At 41.1% G+C, this 17,817-nt stretch carries 17 protein-coding genes; 4 read left to right on the top strand and 13 right to left on the bottom strand.

All coding sequences use genetic code 11. From position 1 onward, the window contains the following. Complete coding sequence (locus tag ACT17O_RS03670) at nt 1-735, bottom strand: amino acid ABC transporter ATP-binding protein (RefSeq protein ID WP_212575724.1); 735 nt, start codon at nt 733-735, stop codon at nt 1-3. Beyond that, the gene (locus ACT17O_RS03665; RefSeq protein WP_001011622.1) at nt 735-1,418 is read right to left on the bottom strand and encodes an amino acid ABC transporter permease; all 684 of its coding nucleotides are present in this window, start codon (nt 1,416-1,418) and stop codon (nt 735-737) included. Before ACT17O_RS03665 ends, ACT17O_RS03670 begins: the two co-directional genes overlap by 1 nt. 191 nt (nt 1,419-1,609) lie before the next feature. On the opposite strand from ACT17O_RS03665, the gene ACT17O_RS03660 reads away from it, so the two are divergent. The 4 genes from ACT17O_RS03660 (at nt 1,610) to ACT17O_RS03645 (ending at nt 5,276) form a co-directional block, all read left to right on the top strand. Continuing rightward, entirely contained in the window at nt 1,610-1,840 is a 231-nt protein-coding gene (locus ACT17O_RS03660; RefSeq protein WP_000443577.1) for a DUF1797 family protein, read from the top strand. A gap of 236 nt (nt 1,841-2,076) precedes the next feature. Beyond that, nucleotides 2,077-4,335 (top strand): ATP-dependent Clp protease ATP-binding subunit, encoded by a 2,259-nt coding sequence (locus tag ACT17O_RS03655; protein ID WP_000882477.1) that lies wholly within the window; start codon nt 2,077-2,079, stop codon nt 4,333-4,335. A gap of 130 nt (nt 4,336-4,465) precedes the next feature. Next, nucleotides 4,466-4,918 carry an NUDIX hydrolase gene (locus tag ACT17O_RS03650; protein ID WP_000013176.1) on the top strand — a complete coding sequence of 151 codons (453 nt, stop codon included), beginning with the start codon at nt 4,466-4,468 and terminating at the stop codon, nt 4,916-4,918. Between the two features lie 58 nt (nt 4,919-4,976). Next, the gene (locus tag ACT17O_RS03645) at nt 4,977-5,276 is read left to right on the top strand and encodes a DUF1827 family protein (RefSeq protein ID WP_000767205.1); all 300 of its coding nucleotides are present in this window, start codon (nt 4,977-4,979) and stop codon (nt 5,274-5,276) included. A gap of 70 nt (nt 5,277-5,346) precedes the next feature. On the opposite strand, the gene metK is transcribed toward ACT17O_RS03645, so the two are convergent. From metK to ACT17O_RS03590, 11 genes are all read right to left on the bottom strand, one after another. Next, entirely contained in the window at nt 5,347-6,537 is a 1,191-nt protein-coding gene (metK, locus tag ACT17O_RS03640; RefSeq protein WP_000003916.1) for a methionine adenosyltransferase, read from the bottom strand. 196 nt (nt 6,538-6,733) lie between these two features. Then, nucleotides 6,734-8,077, bottom strand: a complete 1,344-nt coding sequence (locus ACT17O_RS03635) for a DEAD/DEAH box helicase (RefSeq protein WP_002879919.1) — start codon at nt 8,075-8,077, stop codon at nt 6,734-6,736. Between the two features lie 131 nt (nt 8,078-8,208). Further along, nucleotides 8,209-9,024, bottom strand: coding sequence for an endonuclease/exonuclease/phosphatase family protein (locus ACT17O_RS03630; protein WP_000670847.1), 816 nt, complete (start codon nt 9,022-9,024; stop codon nt 8,209-8,211). Nucleotides 9,025-9,075: 51 nt separating this feature from the next. Then, complete coding sequence (locus tag ACT17O_RS03625) at nt 9,076-11,262, bottom strand: PTS transporter subunit IIBC (protein ID WP_444817760.1); 2,187 nt, start codon at nt 11,260-11,262, stop codon at nt 9,076-9,078. A gap of 219 nt (nt 11,263-11,481) precedes the next feature. Then, entirely contained in the window at nt 11,482-12,408 is a 927-nt protein-coding gene (ftsX, locus tag ACT17O_RS03620) for a permease-like cell division protein FtsX (RefSeq protein ID WP_000625556.1), read from the bottom strand. Then, nucleotides 12,401-13,093: a cell division ATP-binding protein FtsE gene (gene ftsE / locus ACT17O_RS03615; RefSeq protein ID WP_000022275.1), complete on the bottom strand. Its 693-nt coding sequence runs from the start codon at nt 13,091-13,093 to the stop codon at nt 12,401-12,403. Before ftsE ends, ftsX begins: the two co-directional genes overlap by 8 nt. Nucleotides 13,094-13,110: 17 nt before the next feature. Next, nucleotides 13,111-14,206, bottom strand: a protein-coding gene (prfB, locus tag ACT17O_RS03610) for a peptide chain release factor 2 (RefSeq protein WP_096753628.1) whose coding sequence is annotated in 2 segments (ribosomal slippage) — nt 13,111-14,133 and nt 14,135-14,206 — 1,095 coding nt in all. Because the reading frame shifts where the segments join, the coding sequence is not laid out codon by codon here. 110 nt (nt 14,207-14,316) lie between these two features. After that, nucleotides 14,317-14,973, bottom strand: coding sequence for a CBS domain-containing protein (locus tag ACT17O_RS03605; RefSeq protein WP_000268643.1), 657 nt, complete (start codon nt 14,971-14,973; stop codon nt 14,317-14,319). Nucleotides 14,974-15,385: 412 nt separating this feature from the next. Continuing rightward, entirely contained in the window at nt 15,386-16,096 is a 711-nt protein-coding gene (locus ACT17O_RS03600) for an ABC transporter ATP-binding protein (RefSeq protein WP_000062207.1), read from the bottom strand. Next, entirely contained in the window at nt 16,096-16,860 is a 765-nt protein-coding gene (locus tag ACT17O_RS03595; RefSeq protein ID WP_001186014.1) for an ABC transporter ATP-binding protein, read from the bottom strand. The genes ACT17O_RS03600 and ACT17O_RS03595 overlap by 1 nt, the downstream gene beginning before the upstream one ends. Next, entirely contained in the window at nt 16,860-17,816 is a 957-nt protein-coding gene (locus ACT17O_RS03590) for a branched-chain amino acid ABC transporter permease (RefSeq protein ID WP_000856262.1), read from the bottom strand. The genes ACT17O_RS03595 and ACT17O_RS03590 overlap by 1 nt, the downstream gene beginning before the upstream one ends. Between the last annotated feature and the right edge of the window lies 1 nt (nt 17,817).

Raw genomic sequence — 17,817 nt, 5'->3', positions numbered from 1 at the left:
TTACAAAACCTTACTCAAAAATTCCTTGGTCCGTTGTTCTTTTGCTTGATCGAAAATCTCTTCTGGTGTTCCATCTTCGACAACAACTCCATCCGCCATAAAGATAACACGGTCTGCTACCTCACGCGCAAAGCCCATTTCATGCGTAACAATCACCATGGTCATCCCTGATTTAGCAAGGTCTTGCATCACCGCTAGAACTTCTCCAACCATCTCAGGGTCTAGGGCTGAAGTCGGCTCATCAAAAAGCAAAACATCTGGTTCCATAGCCAGTCCACGTGCAATGGCAATCCGTTGTTGCTGACCACCTGACAAACTCTGTGGGTAGGCCGTTGCCTTGTCTGGCAAGCCAACTTTTTCTAACAGTTCCTGTGCTCTTTTCTCCGCAACTTCCTTGCTTTCACCTTTGGTTTTAATTGGTGATAAAGTGATATTTTCCATCACTGTCATATTGGGAAAGAGGTTGAATTGTTGGAATACCATGCCCATCTTTTCACGCATGGCAAAAAGGTCATTTTTCTTATCTGTAATATCAACTCCTTCAAAGATAACCTTACCTTTACTTGCTTCTTCAAGGAGATTCATCGAACGAAGGAGAGTTGATTTCCCGCTGCCTGACGGACCGATAATGACCACAACTTCTCCACGTTTAATCTCAAGATTGATGCCTTTTAAAACTTCATTTTTCCCAAAAGATTTATGTAGTTCTTCAATTTTAATCAAGGTTTCTGTCATTATTTCTTATCTCCTTGTCCAATATGTTTTTCAAATGCTTTCAACGCCACTGTCAAAACAGAGGTCATAATCAAATAGTAAAAGGCTGCAAATAAAAGTGGAGTCAATGGTAAATAAGTTGTTGTTGCTACTGTCGTTGCACCATTCCACAACTCCATCACCCCAATCGCAGACAAGAGGGAACTATCCTTGATAATGGTGATAAATTCATTTCCCAGAGCTGGAAGAATATTTTTGATAGCTTGTGGCAAAATGACATAACGCATGGCATTTTTCGGACGAATACCGAGAGAATATGCGGCCTCTAACTGCCCTTTAGGAACCGCATTGATCCCCGCACGAACAGTTTCTGAAACGTAAGCTCCACTGTTCATAGAAATAATCAGAATACCAGGAATCAAACGAGAAAGATCAACTCCTAAAATTCCCACTTGGATAGTCGGAGCATTGATATGCATAAGAGCAAAGGCAATCATAATCTGAACCATCATTGGCGTCCCACGGAAAATCCAAACATACACATTGGCAAACCAAACGAGCGGTTTAAAGCGTGAACGTTGAGCAAAGGCCAGTAACACACCTATAATGGTCCCTAAGCAGACAACAAGGATGGAAATCAATACGGTAATCAGAGCACCATAGTTAAAATATGGTAAATACTTTGGTAAAAAAGAAAAATTCATATTCAATCAACTTTCTATGTATTAGATTGTATGATTATAACATGAATTGAATTAAAATGCAATCCTTTTTCCCTAATTTTAACAATTAACTTGATAGAATGGAGAAATAGAGAGAAATCACAGTTTTTTTCTAGTCAACTACCTCTTGTTTATGGTAAAATAGAAACGATAAGAAATGGAGGAGAATCAAAATGGAATCACATTTGGTTAGAATCATTAACCGCCTAGAAGCAATGACAAAAGATGGTGGAAATCTAAAACGTAATTTTGAACGTGAAGGTGTTGTTGTCGCAGAAGTTGCATACAGCCACGACGAAGAAAATGGATCACTCTTCACCCTTCGCGATGTAGAAGCTCGTGAAACTTATACCTTTGATAGCATTGATTTAATTGCAATGGAGATCTACGAACTCCTTTACTAATATAAAAACAACGGGCAGTAAGGCCCGATAAATGAGAATCCTTTTTGTCACCGCAAATGGGATTTTTTCTTACCTTCAAGTCGCTTAATTCTCCATGAATCCCTCTCTTAAAAACGACCACTTCCCAATCTTTTTACTTGCTTTACACCTTAATCATGCTATAATGAGAGTATAGAACTTTGACTATTCTTGACCTTTTTATTAGACAAAGAATAAGAATGAAATGAGGTAGATGTATGCTCTGTCAAAACTGTAAAATAAACGACTCAACAATTCATCTGTATACCAATATCAATGGACAGCAAAAGCAAATTGATCTTTGTCAAAATTGCTATAAAATTATCAAAACAGATCCAAATAATACCCTCTTTAAAGGAATGACTGACTTAAACAATCATGACTTTGATCCTTTCGGCGACTTTTTCAATGATTTGAACAATTTCAAACCTTCTTCTAATAACGTCCCTCCAACTCAATCTGGTGGAGGATATGGAGGAAACGGTGGTTATGGACCTCAAAACCGAGGCCCACTTCAAACACCTCCTAGTCAAGAAAAAGGACTCCTAGAGGAATATGGTATTAATATTACTGAGATTGCTCGTCGGGGAGATATTGACCCTGTTATCGGTCGAGATGAGGAGATTATCCGCGTTATCGAAATCCTCAACCGTCGAACCAAGAACAATCCTGTCCTCATCGGAGAACCGGGTGTTGGTAAAACAGCCGTTGTGGAAGGTCTAGCTCAGAAGATTGTCGATGGCGATGTTCCCCATAAACTTCAAGGCAAGCAGGTCATCCGTCTGGATGTGGTCAGTCTAGTCCAAGGAACAGGGATTCGAGGCCAATTTGAAGAACGTATGCAAAAACTCATGGAAGAAATCCGCAAACGTGAGGACATCATCCTCTTTATCGATGAAATCCATGAAATTGTTGGTGCAGGATCTGCTGGCGATGGCAATATGGATGCAGGAAATATCCTCAAACCAGCCCTTGCCCGTGGTGAATTGCAAATGGTCGGAGCCACTACTCTCAATGAATACCGCATCATTGAAAAAGATGCTGCCCTAGAGCGTCGTATGCAGCCCGTCAAGGTAGATGAACCAACTGTTGAAGAAACCATTATCATCCTCAAAGGGGTTCAAAAAAAATACGAAGACTACCATCACGTCAAGTATACTGATGCGGCTATAGAAGCTGCTGCAAATCTATCCAATCGCTATATCCAAGACCGCTTCTTGCCAGACAAGGCTATTGACCTGTTGGATGAAGCTGGTTCTAAGATGAATCTGACACTGAACTTTGTTGATCCTAAAGTGATTGATCAGCGTTTAATTGAAGCTGAAAATCTCAAGGCGCAAGCTACACGAGAGGAAGACTTTGAAAAGGCTGCTTATTTCCGCGATCAGATTGCCAAGTACAAGGAAATGCAAAAGAACAAGGTGACCGATCAGGATACTCCAATCATCAGCGAGAAAACTATTGAACATATCATTGAGCAGAAAACCAATATCCCTGTTGGAGAACTCAAAGAAAAAGAACAATCTCAGCTTATCCATCTAGCAGACGACCTCAAAACTCATGTCATTGGTCAAGATGAAGCTGTCGATAAGATTGCCAAGGCAATCCGTCGTAATCGTGTTGGACTTGGAACTCCTAACCGGCCAATCGGAAGCTTCCTCTTTGTCGGACCAACTGGTGTTGGTAAAACAGAACTTTCCAAACAACTAGCCATTGAGCTCTTTGGTTCTGCTGACAGCATGATTCGCTTTGATATGAGTGAATACATGGAAAAACACAGTGTAGCTAAATTGGTCGGAGCCCCTCCAGGTTATGTTGGTTATGATGAAGCTGGGCAGCTGACTGAAAAGGTTCGTCGCAACCCATATTCTCTCATCCTTCTCGATGAGGTCGAGAAAGCCCATCCAGATGTGATGCACATGTTCCTTCAAGTCTTGGACGATGGTCGTTTGACAGATGGGCAAGGGCGGACAGTTAGCTTTAAGGATGCTATCATTATCATGACCTCAAATGCGGGTACTGGTAAGGCCGAAGCCAGCGTTGGTTTTGGAGCTGCTCGTGAAGGTCGAACCAACTCTGTTCTCGGTGAACTCGGCAACTTCTTTAGCCCAGAGTTTATGAACCGTTTTGACGGCATAATCGAATTTAAACCTCTCAGCAAGGACAACCTTCTCCAAATCGTCGAACTCATGCTAGCAGATGTCAACAAACGCCTCTCTAGCAACAACATCCATCTCGATGTGACGGACAAGGTCAAAGAAAAATTAGTTGACCTAGGATATGATCCAAAAATGGGAGCGCGCCCTCTCCGCCGTACCATTCAAGACCATATCGAGGATGCCATCACTGACTATTACCTTGAAAATCCAAGTGAAAAAGACCTCAAGGCAGTCATGACAAGCAATGGCAAGATTCAAATCAAATCTGCCAAAAAAACTGAAAAAACAGAAGAGATTGCTTCTGAAATAGAAGAATAAATCTATCTAACAAGTGCAGAAAGTCTATCATTTTCTGCACCTTTTTTACTAAAATAAATGTAAAACCTTGACAGCTTGCCCCTCGTCCATTATGATAATAATAAAGACACTAGAGAATGAGGAAAAAGCAATGGCAAACCCAACTTATGGTGATAAAAAAGAGAATGTGACCTACCAGCCCCGCTATGGTGTGTACGCAGTTATTCCGGATGCGGAGAAAAAACAAATTGTCCTAGTTCAAGCTCCCAATGGGGCTTGGTTCTTGCCAGGTGGAGAGATTGAAGCAGGCGAAGATCATCAAGAAGCACTGAAGAGAGAACTAATCGAAGAACTTGGCTTTACAGCTGAGATTGGAACCTATTATGGACAAGCTGATGAGTATTTCTACTCTCGCCACCGTGATACCTACTACTACAATCCAGCTTATCTCTATGAAGCTATTTCTTTCCAAGAAGTACAAAAACCATTGGAAGATTTTAATCATATTGCTTGGTTTCCTATTGATGAAGCAATTGAAAAACTCAAACGTGGTAGCCATAAATGGGGAATTGAAGCTTGGAAAATCCAGCATGGAATTGGCTAAAATACACGATTTTATCCAAAAAGTGCTATAATAGAGTTAGAAAATCGGAGGAACTGTTATGAAGCTTATCAATACGACAAACTCACACTCGCAACTTGTTAAAAGCCAATTAGAAAGCACAGACGCAACTCTTGTCGAGGTCTATTCTGCTGGAAACACAGATGTAGTTTTCACACAAGCCCCGCTTCACTATGAAATCCTCATTTCCAACAAACACCGTGCTATTCGTGAACCTGAAATCGAAACCATTCAAGACTTCTTCTTGAAACGTAAAATCGATAAAGGAAGCATTGATGAAGCCAATATCAAGACGCTTTATTCAGATAAATTGATTGAGATTTCAATACCTATAAAATAAGAAGACCAGCCGAAAGCTGGTTTTCTTTTGCAAAAAAGATTGGCAGTGCACAGCTACCAATCTTTTAATTCTATTTCACAGCTTCTTTCAAAGCATCTACCTTGTCCAAACGTTCCCATGGAAGGTCAATATCTGTACGTCCCATGTGTCCATAAGCCGCTGTTTGACGGTAAATTGGGCGTTTGAGATCCAGCATTTGAATAATTCCTGCAGGGCGAAGGTCAAAGATTTGACGCGCTGCTTTTTCAAGCTTGCTTTCAGATACTGTTCCTGTACCAAAAGTATCGATACGAACAGAAACAGGTTGCGCCACCCCGATAGCATAGGCCAATTGCACTTCTGCCTTCTTAGCAAGGCCTGCTGCAACGATATTCTTGGCAATGTAGCGAGCTGCATAAGAGGCTGAACGGTCCACTTTCGTCGCATCCTTACCAGAGAAGGCACCACCACCATGGCGAGAGTAGCCACCATAGGTATCCACGATAATCTTACGACCAGTCAAACCTGAGTCCCCTTGAGGTCCACCGATTACAAAACGACCAGTTGGATTGATGAAGAATTTGGTTTGCTCATCCAAGTAAGAAGCTGGGATCACCTCTTTGATAACCTTGTTAATCACATCATTGTGAATTTGTTCATTGCTAACTTCTGGATCGTGCTGAGTTGAAATAACGACTGTGTCCACACGTACCGGACGGTCATTTTCATCATACTCAACCGTAACTTGTGATTTAGCATCTGGACGGAGATAGCTGATTTCACCAGACTTACGAAGTTCTGCCAAACGACGAACCAACTTATGACTGAGTGAGATTGGCAATGGCATGAGTTCTTCTGTCTCATCCACCGCAAATCCAAACATAAGACCTTGGTCACCAGCACCAATCAAGTCAAGCGGATCTTGATCTGCATTTCCACGGACTTCCAAGGCTTCGTTAACTCCTTGGGCGATATCTGGTGACTGCTCAACAAGCGACGGATGAACTCCCACCGTCTCCGCAGAAAAACCATACTCTGTATTGGTATAACCAATCTCTGCAATGGTATCACGAACCACACGGTTGATATCCACATAAGCATTTGTAGAAATTTCACCAAAAACATGGACCGAACCTGTGTATACAGCTGTCTCGGCAGCAACGTGCGCATCTGGATCCTTTGCTAAAATAGCATCCAAAATCGCATCTGAAATTTGGTCTGCAATCTTATCCGGATGCCCCTCAGATACAGATTCAGACGTGAATAATTTACGTTCTGACATAAAAATGTCCCCCCTTAAAAAATATTGTTATAGAGTTACAAAGTACTGATAGGAAAACTACTAGTAATGAATACCTACCACCTTATCGGGACTATATAACCTTATCATTATACCACTTTTTACTTTTTTTTGCAGTATTTTTGAAAATTCATAAAACTAAGTTAGAAAAAGGAGCTATGTAGCTCCAATTTTATACTTAAAATGTTTGGCGTTTGGCTTTTCGCTCAGCACGCCCACGTGCGCGATTTTCAGCACGCTTGGTTTTGCGGCGTTTTTCATCCACCGCCCATTGAATCTTCTTCTTATAGCCAGGTTTGACTTTTTTCTTTTTCTTTTTAACCAAGCCAATCATTTCAATATCAAGCTTATCCTGCTTCTTTTCACGATTAGCACGACGATCACGGTCATAGGTATCTTGAAACTCTCCGTCTTTGACCATCTTAGGAGTAAACTTGATCCCTAATTTCTCCAACTCACGGATATCCGAGTCATCACTAGGCTGGTAAAGGGTAATCGCTGTACCAGGCAGTCCGTTGCGCCCAGTTCGTCCAACACGGTGAACAAAGAAAGACAAGTCTTGCGGAATGGCATCATTGATAACATGGCTGACACCTTCAATGTCAATTCCACGCGCTGCCAAGTCCGTTGCGACAATGTACTCAAAATCCAGTTTTTTCACTTGATTCATGATCCGCTTACGTTCACGAGGGGCAATATCTCCATGAATCTTTGCTACCTTCAATCCTTGAGCAGTCAAGTAGGCATGTAATTCATCAGCACGCGTTTTTGTGTTAACAAAAATCATAGCTAAATAAGGCTGCATCAACTGAGTCAGTTGGTAAATCTGAGCATTCTTATCACGGCCCTTGGTCGAAATCAACCAGTTATCAATGGTATCTGAGATGACTGTCTTAGTCTTGATTTTTTCCATGACAGGATTTGACAAGTATTTCTTCAAGAACGGTTGCAATTTTTGTGGAATAGTCGCTGAAAAAACCATGAATTGCAAGTCTTTTGGAAGGCTTCCTGCAATCTTATCAACGGTTTCCAAGAAGCCCATATCCAAGGTCATATCCGCTTCATCAATTACAAAGGTCTTGGCCTTGTGAATAGCCAAATCACCAGATTTGACCAAGTCATAGATGCGACCTGGCGTTCCGATAACGATATGTGGTTGGTTGCTGGCAAGTTTTTCAATCTGACGCGCCTTATCCGTACCACCTACATAATTAACCACACGAACTTCGACATCTGAGTGAGCTGCAATCTGACGAGCTGCTTGGTAGATTTGAGTGGCTAACTCACGACTTGGTGCAGTAATGACTGCTTGCACACTATCGCTAGTTTCATCTAATTGCTGGAAAATTGGTAATAAGAAAGTATGAGTCTTTCCTGAACCTGTTTTTGACTCGCCCACCAAGTCACGACCTGCCAAGACAATAGGAATCAACTTTTCCTGAACTTCGGTAGGAGTCGTAAACTTCAACTCCTCCAAGGCTTCTACTATATAATTTTTAAATTGAAATTTCTTAAATGACATACTATCCTCGATTCTATCCTTTCAATTATACCATATTTTGTCCTATTGCAGTAGCCCCATTTGAGTCTCAATCCTGTAGTAAAGATTCAAGTAGCTTAAAAGGTTGGAACCTCTGATTCCAACCTCTTTCATTATTTCCAGGTCAATACAGCATTCAAACCATAATGATCACTGACTTGTGGACTATTTTGTCCATCAAAAACTACTTGCAAACTCTCTACTTCTAACTCTTTGCTCGTAAAGACGTAGTCGATTCGTAATGGCTCGGTATTGCCTTTCCAACCATCAATTTCTGGTGGAACGGTATAGCTACCACTTCTTTCTTTCGCAACTTCAAACGCGTCTTGTAATCCTAATGGGCTAGCTAAAATCGCTTGATAGCCTTCCTGACCAGCTGGATTATTAAAATCACCCGCTAAAATTAGAGGTTTCTTCAACTCTTTTAGTACAGCCTCAAATCGTGCCCACTCTTCTTGGAAACCTTTATCCCACCAAGAGAGATGAACGCTTGCAAGAGCAAGTTCCTTACCTTCAACCTCTGTCTCAGCCAATGCAACTCGGCGAGTATGGTAGTCCGTTGGATCATCTACATCTGATACTAAAATCTCACGCGCCTTAATAGGTGTTTTAGATAAGATAGCTACGCCTTCATGGTAGCGGTCATAGCCAATATGATTGTAAGCCCAAGTCCAGTAGTAGTTTTTCCCTTTCTCAGCCAATTTTTCAACCAGAAGTCGGACATAGTGATCCTGATGAATGGGTTCTGCTGATGGTAAAGCTTGATAGTGATTGTTAACCTCTACCTCAGGCGAAGTCATTTCTTGATTGATTTCTTGGAAACAAATCAAATCATAATCCTTATCAAGAATGTCTTGGAGTAAGATTTGGAATTTTTCCTCTGCTTCCTTCTCCATCCAACTGTGGGTATTGAGTGTTAGAAATTTCATGCTTTTCTCCTAAAACAAGAGGTTGGAAAACAGCTTCCAACCCCAAGTATATTACAATTCTACTTTAGCAACTGCTGTTTTAGCTGCAAGAGAACCTGTTTGTTCTAGTTTAACTGATTTAAGGACATCACCATTTGTGAAGACAACCACTGTTGATGTTTTGCGTCCTGCTTCTCGAATAGCATCCAAGTCAGCTGTGACAAGAAGATCACCAGCAACCACTTTTTGTCCTTCAGAGACATGAACAGTAAATGGTTTTCCTTCAAGACTTACTGTATCCAAACCAATATGAACAAGCACTTCAAGACCTGAGTCAGTGACAAGACCAAGAGCGTGTTTTGTTGGGAAGATACTTGATACAGTACCAGTAACTGGAGATACAATGTTGCCATTTGCTGGCTCTACTGCAAATCCATCACCCATCATTTTTTGAGCAAAAACTGGATCTTCCACTTGTTCCAAAGCAACAACTTGACCGTCAGCTACTGAGTAAACTTCTTCAGTTACACCTTTGAAATGGACAGTATTTTGTTGAGTTTCTGTCATTTGACTTGGAAGAGTTTCAGGAATTACTTCCCCTGAGTCAAGGATATCTTGGATATCAGATTTCAATACGTCAGCTTTTGGTCCGTAGATAGCTTGGACACCTTGTCCTTTCATGACAAGACCCATAGCTCCTTCTGCTTTCCATTGTTCCTCAGTACCAACGCGATCTGCGTCTTTAACAGTTACACGAAGACGAGTCATACATGCATCCACATCTACGATATTTGCACGACCACCAAGAAGGTTAATGATGTTTACGGCTTGAGAAGCTGCTGCAACTTTTGGAGTTCCAGGAGTTGCTTCTTCTGATGCTCCTTCAGCTGTTTCGTAGTTTCCGTTACGTCCTGGAGTTGCGTAGTTGAATTTCTTGATCATGAAGTTGGCAATGAAGTACATGATAACCGCAAAGAGAACAGTTACCCAGATAAAGTTAACGATATCCATACCAATACCAGCATTAATTGCCAATGGTGTACGAGTCAAGAATTCAATTGAACCGAATGAGTGGACACGAAGGTGAACAATATCTGCCATAGCAAAGGCAGCACCTTGAACTACTGAATAAACAAGGTAAAGAGGTGTTGCGATGAACATGAACATATACTCGATAGGTTCAGTAACCCCTGTCAAGAATGTTGCAAGGGCTGTCGCAATCATCATACCCTTGTATTGGTGTTTCTTGTCAGCATCAACATTGCGGTAGATAGCAACGATGACACCCATCAAGATACCAAATGAACCAATCATTTGTCCAACTTTGAAACGAGCTGGAGTGACTGTTGTAAGAAGGTGTTGGTATTGGTCAGCATTTGAACCTTTAAGGTTAACAAGGTCCGTTACCCAAGCAAGCCAAAGCGGATCTTGACCAAATACTTGTGTTCCTTTTGCTGCACCAGTTAACACTTCGTATGTTCCACCAAGAGCTGTATAGTTCATTGGGATTGTCAACATGTGGTGAAGACCGAATGGCAAGAGCAAACGTTCCAAAGTACCATACAAGAATGGTGCAAGGACTGGAGCAGTTTCTTGTGAGTTGGCAATCCAAATACCAAAGTTGTTGATACCTGTTTGAACTACTGGCCAAAAGGCAGCAAGTAGAATTGCAGCAATAGTTGAACGAAGAATAACGACGAATGGTACGAAACGTTTACCATTGAAGAATGAAAGGGCATCAGGAAGTTTACGGAAGTTGTAGTATTTGTTATAAGCTGTTGCCCCAACAAAACCAGAGATAATCCCTACGAAAACCCCCATGTTAAGTGCTGGTGCCTCAAGAACGCTGATAAAGTAGTCAGCAACCTTGATTGAACCACCAAAGAAAGTAGTAACCATTGCTTCAGGGTTTTTCAACATATCACCTGTAACACCGAAGATAGTACCTGTGATACGGTTAATCAAGATAAAGGCAAGTCCGGCTGCAAATGCACCACCTGCGCGTTCTTTTGCCCAGCTTCCCCCAATAGCAAGGGCAAACAAGATATGAAGGTTACCGATAACCCCCCAACCAATTTGCTCAAGGATTCCACCTGTAATCACTAGAGGAGCAAGGTTTGGGTCGATCATCACGATTGATTTACCGATTGAGATCATCAATCCCGCCGCTGGCATAACGGCGATAACCACCATTAAAGCCTTACCGAATTTTTGCCAAAATTCGAAAGACAAGACATTTTTGAATGTAGCTTTCATCATTCAAATCTCCTTTATTTTATTTAGGCAAACGTTTTACGAAAACGTTTGCATTTGGTTATGTATTAATTATACCACTTTTATTTTTTTTGTAAAGGCTTTTATAAAAAAATTGTCTATTTTTTTTAATTTTTAAAAAAGAAAAAGAGAAGTTTACGAAAACTTCTCTTTTAAATATGTATTATTTTTCTGATTTGTTCTGCAATTTGCATTTAAATCCAACTAGATCTTCAAGAATCGACGCATTGAAATCCCTGAACCAATTGAACCAATGAAAATTCCGATTATAAATAATAGGACTGTCATCAGAGGGATAAACACATCTGGCGTAATCATTGACAAGTTTTGACCTACCAAGGATTTATTGACTGATTGATAAACCATATTGTAAACAAAGAATACAAGGACTGAAGGAATCGCTGCACCAAGCAAGCCAATAAAAGCACCTTCTAGCAAGAATGGACCACGGATATAGCCATTTTTCGCTCCTACAAGACGCATGATCTGAATCTCACGACTACGTGAAATAATAGTGATACGAATGGTATTGGAAATGAGGAAGACTGCGATGAAAATCAAGAGCCCTGCAATAACCAATCCCCAAACACGGATAAAGGAAGCTAGTTCGAAAAGTCGTTGAGTGTTGGCTCCACCATCTTGAACTTCTGATACTCCCTCAATTTTCTTAGCTTCTTCAGCTACAGTTTTAACATCACTCGGAGAATTTGTATCGACGATATAGGCATCATAGAGAGGGTTGGCATCCCCTTCAAAGACCTTCCAATCGTCACCCATTGTTTCCGTTAGTTTTTCGTACTGTTCTTCTTTACTTGAGAAGGTAACACTCTTAACAGCAGGCATAGCTTTCAAAGCATCATATACCTTGTGGTAGTCATTATTGGTAACTGTCTGACCTTCTTTTTCAATCGTTTCACTGTTATCAGCTACATCCTTACGAATGTAAACCATGACCCGAACGTTGTTTTCAATGTCGGTAGCCAGTTTTGCTGTATTAAAAATTACAGATGCAAACAGGGCAACGAGTGTTAAGGTAATCATAACCGAACTCACTGCTGCTACTGTCATCCAGCCATTTCGTTTTAAACTTTTTAGTGATTCAAATAAATGGCGAAAAAATCTACTAATCATCGTATCCATATTCTCCTTTAGCTTCGTCACGAACGACACGGCCATTTTCAATGGCAATGACACGGTGGCGCAAGGTATTTACAATCTGGCTATTGTGGGTTGCCATCAAGACAGTAGTACCTTGGAGATTGATGCGTTCCAACAGATTCATAATTTCCCATGAATTATCTGGGTCCAAGTTTCCTGTCGGCTCATCGGCAATCAATACTTTAGGATTGTTGACAATCGCGCGAGCAATCGCAATCCGTTGCTGCTCTCCACCTGAGAGTTCATTAGGGAAAGAGCGAACCTTATGTTTCAAACCAACCAGGTCCAATACTTCCATAACACGTTTTTTGATGTTGCGACGGCTCTCACCGATTACTTCCATTGCATAGGCAATATTCTCATAAACAGTCTTCTTAGGCAAGAGTTTGTAATCCTGAAAGACTACCCCAACACTACGACGTAGAAGCGGGACATCTTTCTTCTTAATTTTAACTAAATTAAAGCCTGCAACTGTTAGGCTTCCTTTTTCGATTTTTACTTCTCGGTATAAAGCTCGAATAAAGGTTGACTTACCTGCCCCAGAAGGTCCTACGATATAGGCAAACTCTCCTGGTTCAATGGTAACAGATACACCACGCAGGGCAGTCGTTCCATTGTCATACTTTTTGACAACATCTCTCATTTCAATGATTGACATATGAGTTCCTTTCTATCTTAGCTGATTCGCCACTTGAGGTAGGCATCGATAAAACCATCAAGGTCTCCATCCATCACCTTATCTACCTGAGCAACTTCAAAGCTTGTACGGTGATCTTTTACCATAGTATAAGGCGTGAAAACATATGAACGGATTTGGCTTCCCCATGTGATTTCTTTTTTCTCACCTTTAAGGGAATCAACTTCCGCAGCTTTCTTTTCTTGCTCCATTTGATAGAGCTTAGCCTGCAACATCTTCATGGCACGATCTCTATTTCCATACTGGGTACGATCGACCGTTGATTGGACGACAGTTCCCGTAGGAATGTGTGTCAAACGCACACCTGTTGAAACCTTATTGACGTTCTGTCCACCAGCACCACCTGAACGGAAGGTATCCATTTTGATATCATCTTCACGAATCTCCACTTCGATGGTATCATCCAACTCAGGCATAACCTCTACGGATGTAAATGAAGTATGGCGACGTTTGGCAGAGTCAAATGGCGAAATACGGACCAAACGGTGAACACCCATTTCTGATTTAAGTAGGCCATAAGCATTAGGTCCTTCAAAAGACAAGGTAACAGACTTGATACCTGCTTCATCACCAGCCTGGTAATCCAAGACTTCTACTTTAAAGCCTTTGGCATTTCCATAACGAGTATACATACGAAGCAACATATCGCCCCAGTCCTGTGCCTCAGTACCACCAGATCCTGGATGGATTTCCAAGATTGCATTATTATGGTCATAAGGTTCTGACAAGAGAAGGGTCATCTCGTAGCTGGTCATCATCTTATCCAGTTCTGTCAACTGTTCGACCAGTTCATCATGGACTGACTCGTCTTCTGCTAAAAAATCCAATAAAATCTCAACTTCATCCTGCAACTCTTCCATTTTACGGAAGGTGTTGTAGGTGTTTTTTAATTCATTTAATTCTTGCGACGTTTTTTGGGCCGCGATATTATCGTTCCAAAAATCAGGTTCTGTCATCTTGTTTTCCAAGATAGCAATCTCTTCCTCTAAGCCTTCGAGGTCAAAGAGACCCCCTAAAAGAAGCTAATTTTTCACGATTTGCGTCAATTTTTTGACGAATTTCTGAAATGTCCATAGATACTCCTTTTCATATCGTTTTATTATACCATAATCTCTCATTTCTTTCCATATTTTGCTTTTCACCGCTTTTGATTGCAAAAGAAAAGAGGCTCTAAAGCCTCTTGTTTAAAGGACTTTAGCAGAGGTATGAGTGATCTCCTCCACTTGAATTCCTTCTTTTTCAAACTTATCCTTTAATGCAGTCAAATCGATTTTTCCATCAATTTGAACTTCGATGACGACCTTGCCATCCTTACGTGGAATGTTTACAGTATGGGAAATATTTAAATCCTCTTCTACAATTAGAGCTACAATTTTCCCCAGTACTCCGACTTCATTTTCTGTAATGAAACGAACACGAATCCCCTCTTCTCCGTATCCAGCGATTTCCAAGAAAGCCTGAAAAACATCGCGATCTGTAATGACGCCGTAGACCTGATGATTGTCTACGACTGGTAATATCCCAATTTTATTTTTCAGCATCAGGTAGGTCGCATCTTCTAGGCTTGCGTATCCAGAAACTGTCACAACATCCCGAATCATGACGTCTTTGACTTTGGTCTTATTGAGAAGATAATTCATCTCGTAGATAGAAAGACTAGTTGCTTTAGATGGGCTGGCTTCCGCAATGGTTCCTTCTGTTACCAATCCGACTAATTGATCGTTTTCGATAACAGGTAAACGGTGCAAGCCTTGCTCGCGCATCAAATCTGCTGCGTGTGCTACAGTCGTATCTGGACTGATATAAACTACCTTACGGGTCATGAAATCTTTAACTGCCATGAGACTTCTCCTTCTATATTGCTACTTTTATTATACACTTTCTTAGAAAATCTATCAAACGCTTTCATCTCTTTTTCAAGATTTTGAATAATCTGAGTCTTTTACAAAAAAGAGCTCTGATCTAGAGCTCTATATGTGCAAGTTAGCAAACATTATTTATATTTCTTTCAGTTGTTAAGGATACTACCAACTAGTATTGAAAACCTATTATCATCTCCATCCACAACCTAAACTAGTCTCCCAGACTAGAGGAGAATTGCTTGCGCAATCCTTATCTACCGACTAAAACAATCCACTGGATTGGATGATTACTTGCGCAATCTCCATCCACAACCTAAACTAGTCTCCCAGACTAGAGGAGAATTGCTTGCGCAATCCTTATCCGCCGACTAAAACAATCCACTGGATTGTTTTAGCCACCTAGGTATGCTTTTCTGACTTCATCTGATGCTGCGAGTTCTTTTCCTGTTCCTGATAGGACGATCTTGCCTGTTTCAAGTACATAACCTCGGTCAGAGATAGCAAGGGCCTTGTTAGCGTTCTGTTCAATTAGGAGAACCGTTGTACCTTGCTTCTGAATATCTTGAATGATATCAAAAATTTCTTGGATAAAGATCGGGGCAAGTCCCATTGACGGCTCATCCAAGAGAAGGAGCTTAGGTGTAGACATGAGAGCGCGTCCCATAGCCAGCATCTGCTGTTCACCACCTGAAAGAGTGGCCGCATCTTGGTTTTTACGCTCTTCAAGACGTGGGAAGCGTGAGAAAACTTTTTTCAAGTTAGCTTGATTTTCTTCACGATTTTTCTTTAAAAAGGCTCCCATTTCTAAGTTTTCCATAACGGTCAAACCTGGAAAGACATGGCGTCCTTCAGGAACTTGTGAAAGGCCACCTGCTACAATTTTTTGAGCTGGCAACTTTTGAATTTCTTTTCCCAAAAACTGAATTTTACCAGCACTTGGACGAACCAAACCTGAAAGGGTACGAAGAATGGTTGTTTTACCGGCACCATTGGCACCGATAAGGGAAACAACTTCACCTTCATTAACCTCGAAACTTACATCACGAACTGCTTGGATCATACCGTAATGCACAGAGAGGTTTTCAACTTTTAACATAGACATCAGGCTTCACCTCCTAGATAAGCTTCGATAACGCGTTTGTTGTTCTTGATCTCATCCGGAGTCCCATGAGCAATCAAACGACCATATTCAAGAACATAGATACGCTCAGTGACTTCCATAACCAAATTCATGTCATGTTCAATCAGCATGATGGTAATTTTAAATTCATCTTTGATACGACGGATCAATTCTGTCAATTCAGCTGTTTCTTGTGGATTCATACCAGCTGCAGGTTCGTCCAAAAAGAGAATCTTGGGTTCGGTTGCCAGAGCACGAACGATTTCTAATCGACGTTGTTGACCATAGGCCAGATTCTTCGCAAGAGTATCTGCGTCACCATCCAAATCAAAGATCTTCAACAAGTCCAGAGCTTTGCTTTTTAATTCTTCCTCATTCTTATAAAAAGCTGGTAGACGTAGAAAGCTCGCAAGGACATGTTGTTTATGATGATTGCTAAATGCAATCAAAACATTTTCCAAAACTGTCAAGTCCTTGAACAAACGAATATTTTGGAAAGTACGACTGAGACCAAGTGAAGCAATCTTATAGGGAGTTTTCCCATTTAGGAGGTGACCATCTAGTGTCACAGTACCTTCGCTTGGTTCATAAACACCGGTCAAGAGATTGAAAAGGGTCGTTTTACCAGCCCCGTTTGGTCCAATCAGACCAACCAATTCTCCCTCATTCAATTCAAGAGTGACATCTCCAACAGCTGTTAGACCGCCAAAATGTTTGGTTAACTGTTTAACTTCAAGTAGTGCCATTAGTTTTGTCCCTCCTTCTTCGATTTTTTAAAGAAACGTGATAGACTTAATTCCCATGTCCCAAGAAGTCCACCTGGTCTGAAAATCATGACCAATACAAGAGCCAAAGCGTAGATAATCATACGTACGCTTGCTACATCCTGAAGGAGCATATTTAAAATTCCTAAAACAATCGCTGAAACGATGGTACCAGTAATCGATCCAAGTCCACCAAACACAACGATAATCAACACGTTGATGGAATTAATAAAGGTGTAATCTTTTGGAACAACAGATCCGATAAAACCGGCCTGAAGTGAACCAGCAATACTAGCTGTAATAGCACCAAAGACAAAAGCGATTATCTTGATCTTTGTAGTGTTTACCCCAACGGACTCTGCAGCAATCTCATCCTCACGAACAGATAGAGTAGAGCGTCCAATTGGACTACGTAGAAAGTTGAGAGTTGCAATAGTTGTGATCACCACAAATAGATAAACCATTTGCCAGTTGGTAAAGTTTGGAATACCCAAGATACCAGCAGCACCGTTGGTCAAACTTCCACCATTAATGATAAAGATACGAATGATTTCTGAAACACCTAGTGTCGCAACAGCCAGGTAGTCACCCTTCAAACGGAGTGTTGGAATCCCAACGAGCAAAGCGACTGCACCAGAAATCAAAGCGCCCAAGACCATTGCTCCAAAGAAGGCACCATAGGTTGGTGATTTTGAACCAATAATCGCTGCTGCATAAGCCCCAATCGCCATAAAACCTGCATGACCAAGTGAGAATTGTCCTGAAAAACCAACGATTAAGTTCAAGCCTACTGCAAGGATGATATTAATCCCAATTTGTTCTAAAATTTGGACATGGAATAGATTGAGAACACCAGCAGAAACCAGTACACTAATCAATCCATAACCCGCCAACAGAAGGAATAACCAGAGAATATTTACTTTAAGATTTGTCTTCATT

The organism is Streptococcus sp. HJ1 (assembly GCF_052399005.1).
Lineage (GTDB): Bacteria > Bacillota > Bacilli > Lactobacillales > Streptococcaceae > Streptococcus.
The sequence above is the reverse complement of the archived record's forward strand: the minus strand, read 5'-3'. Positions and strand labels throughout refer to the sequence as shown.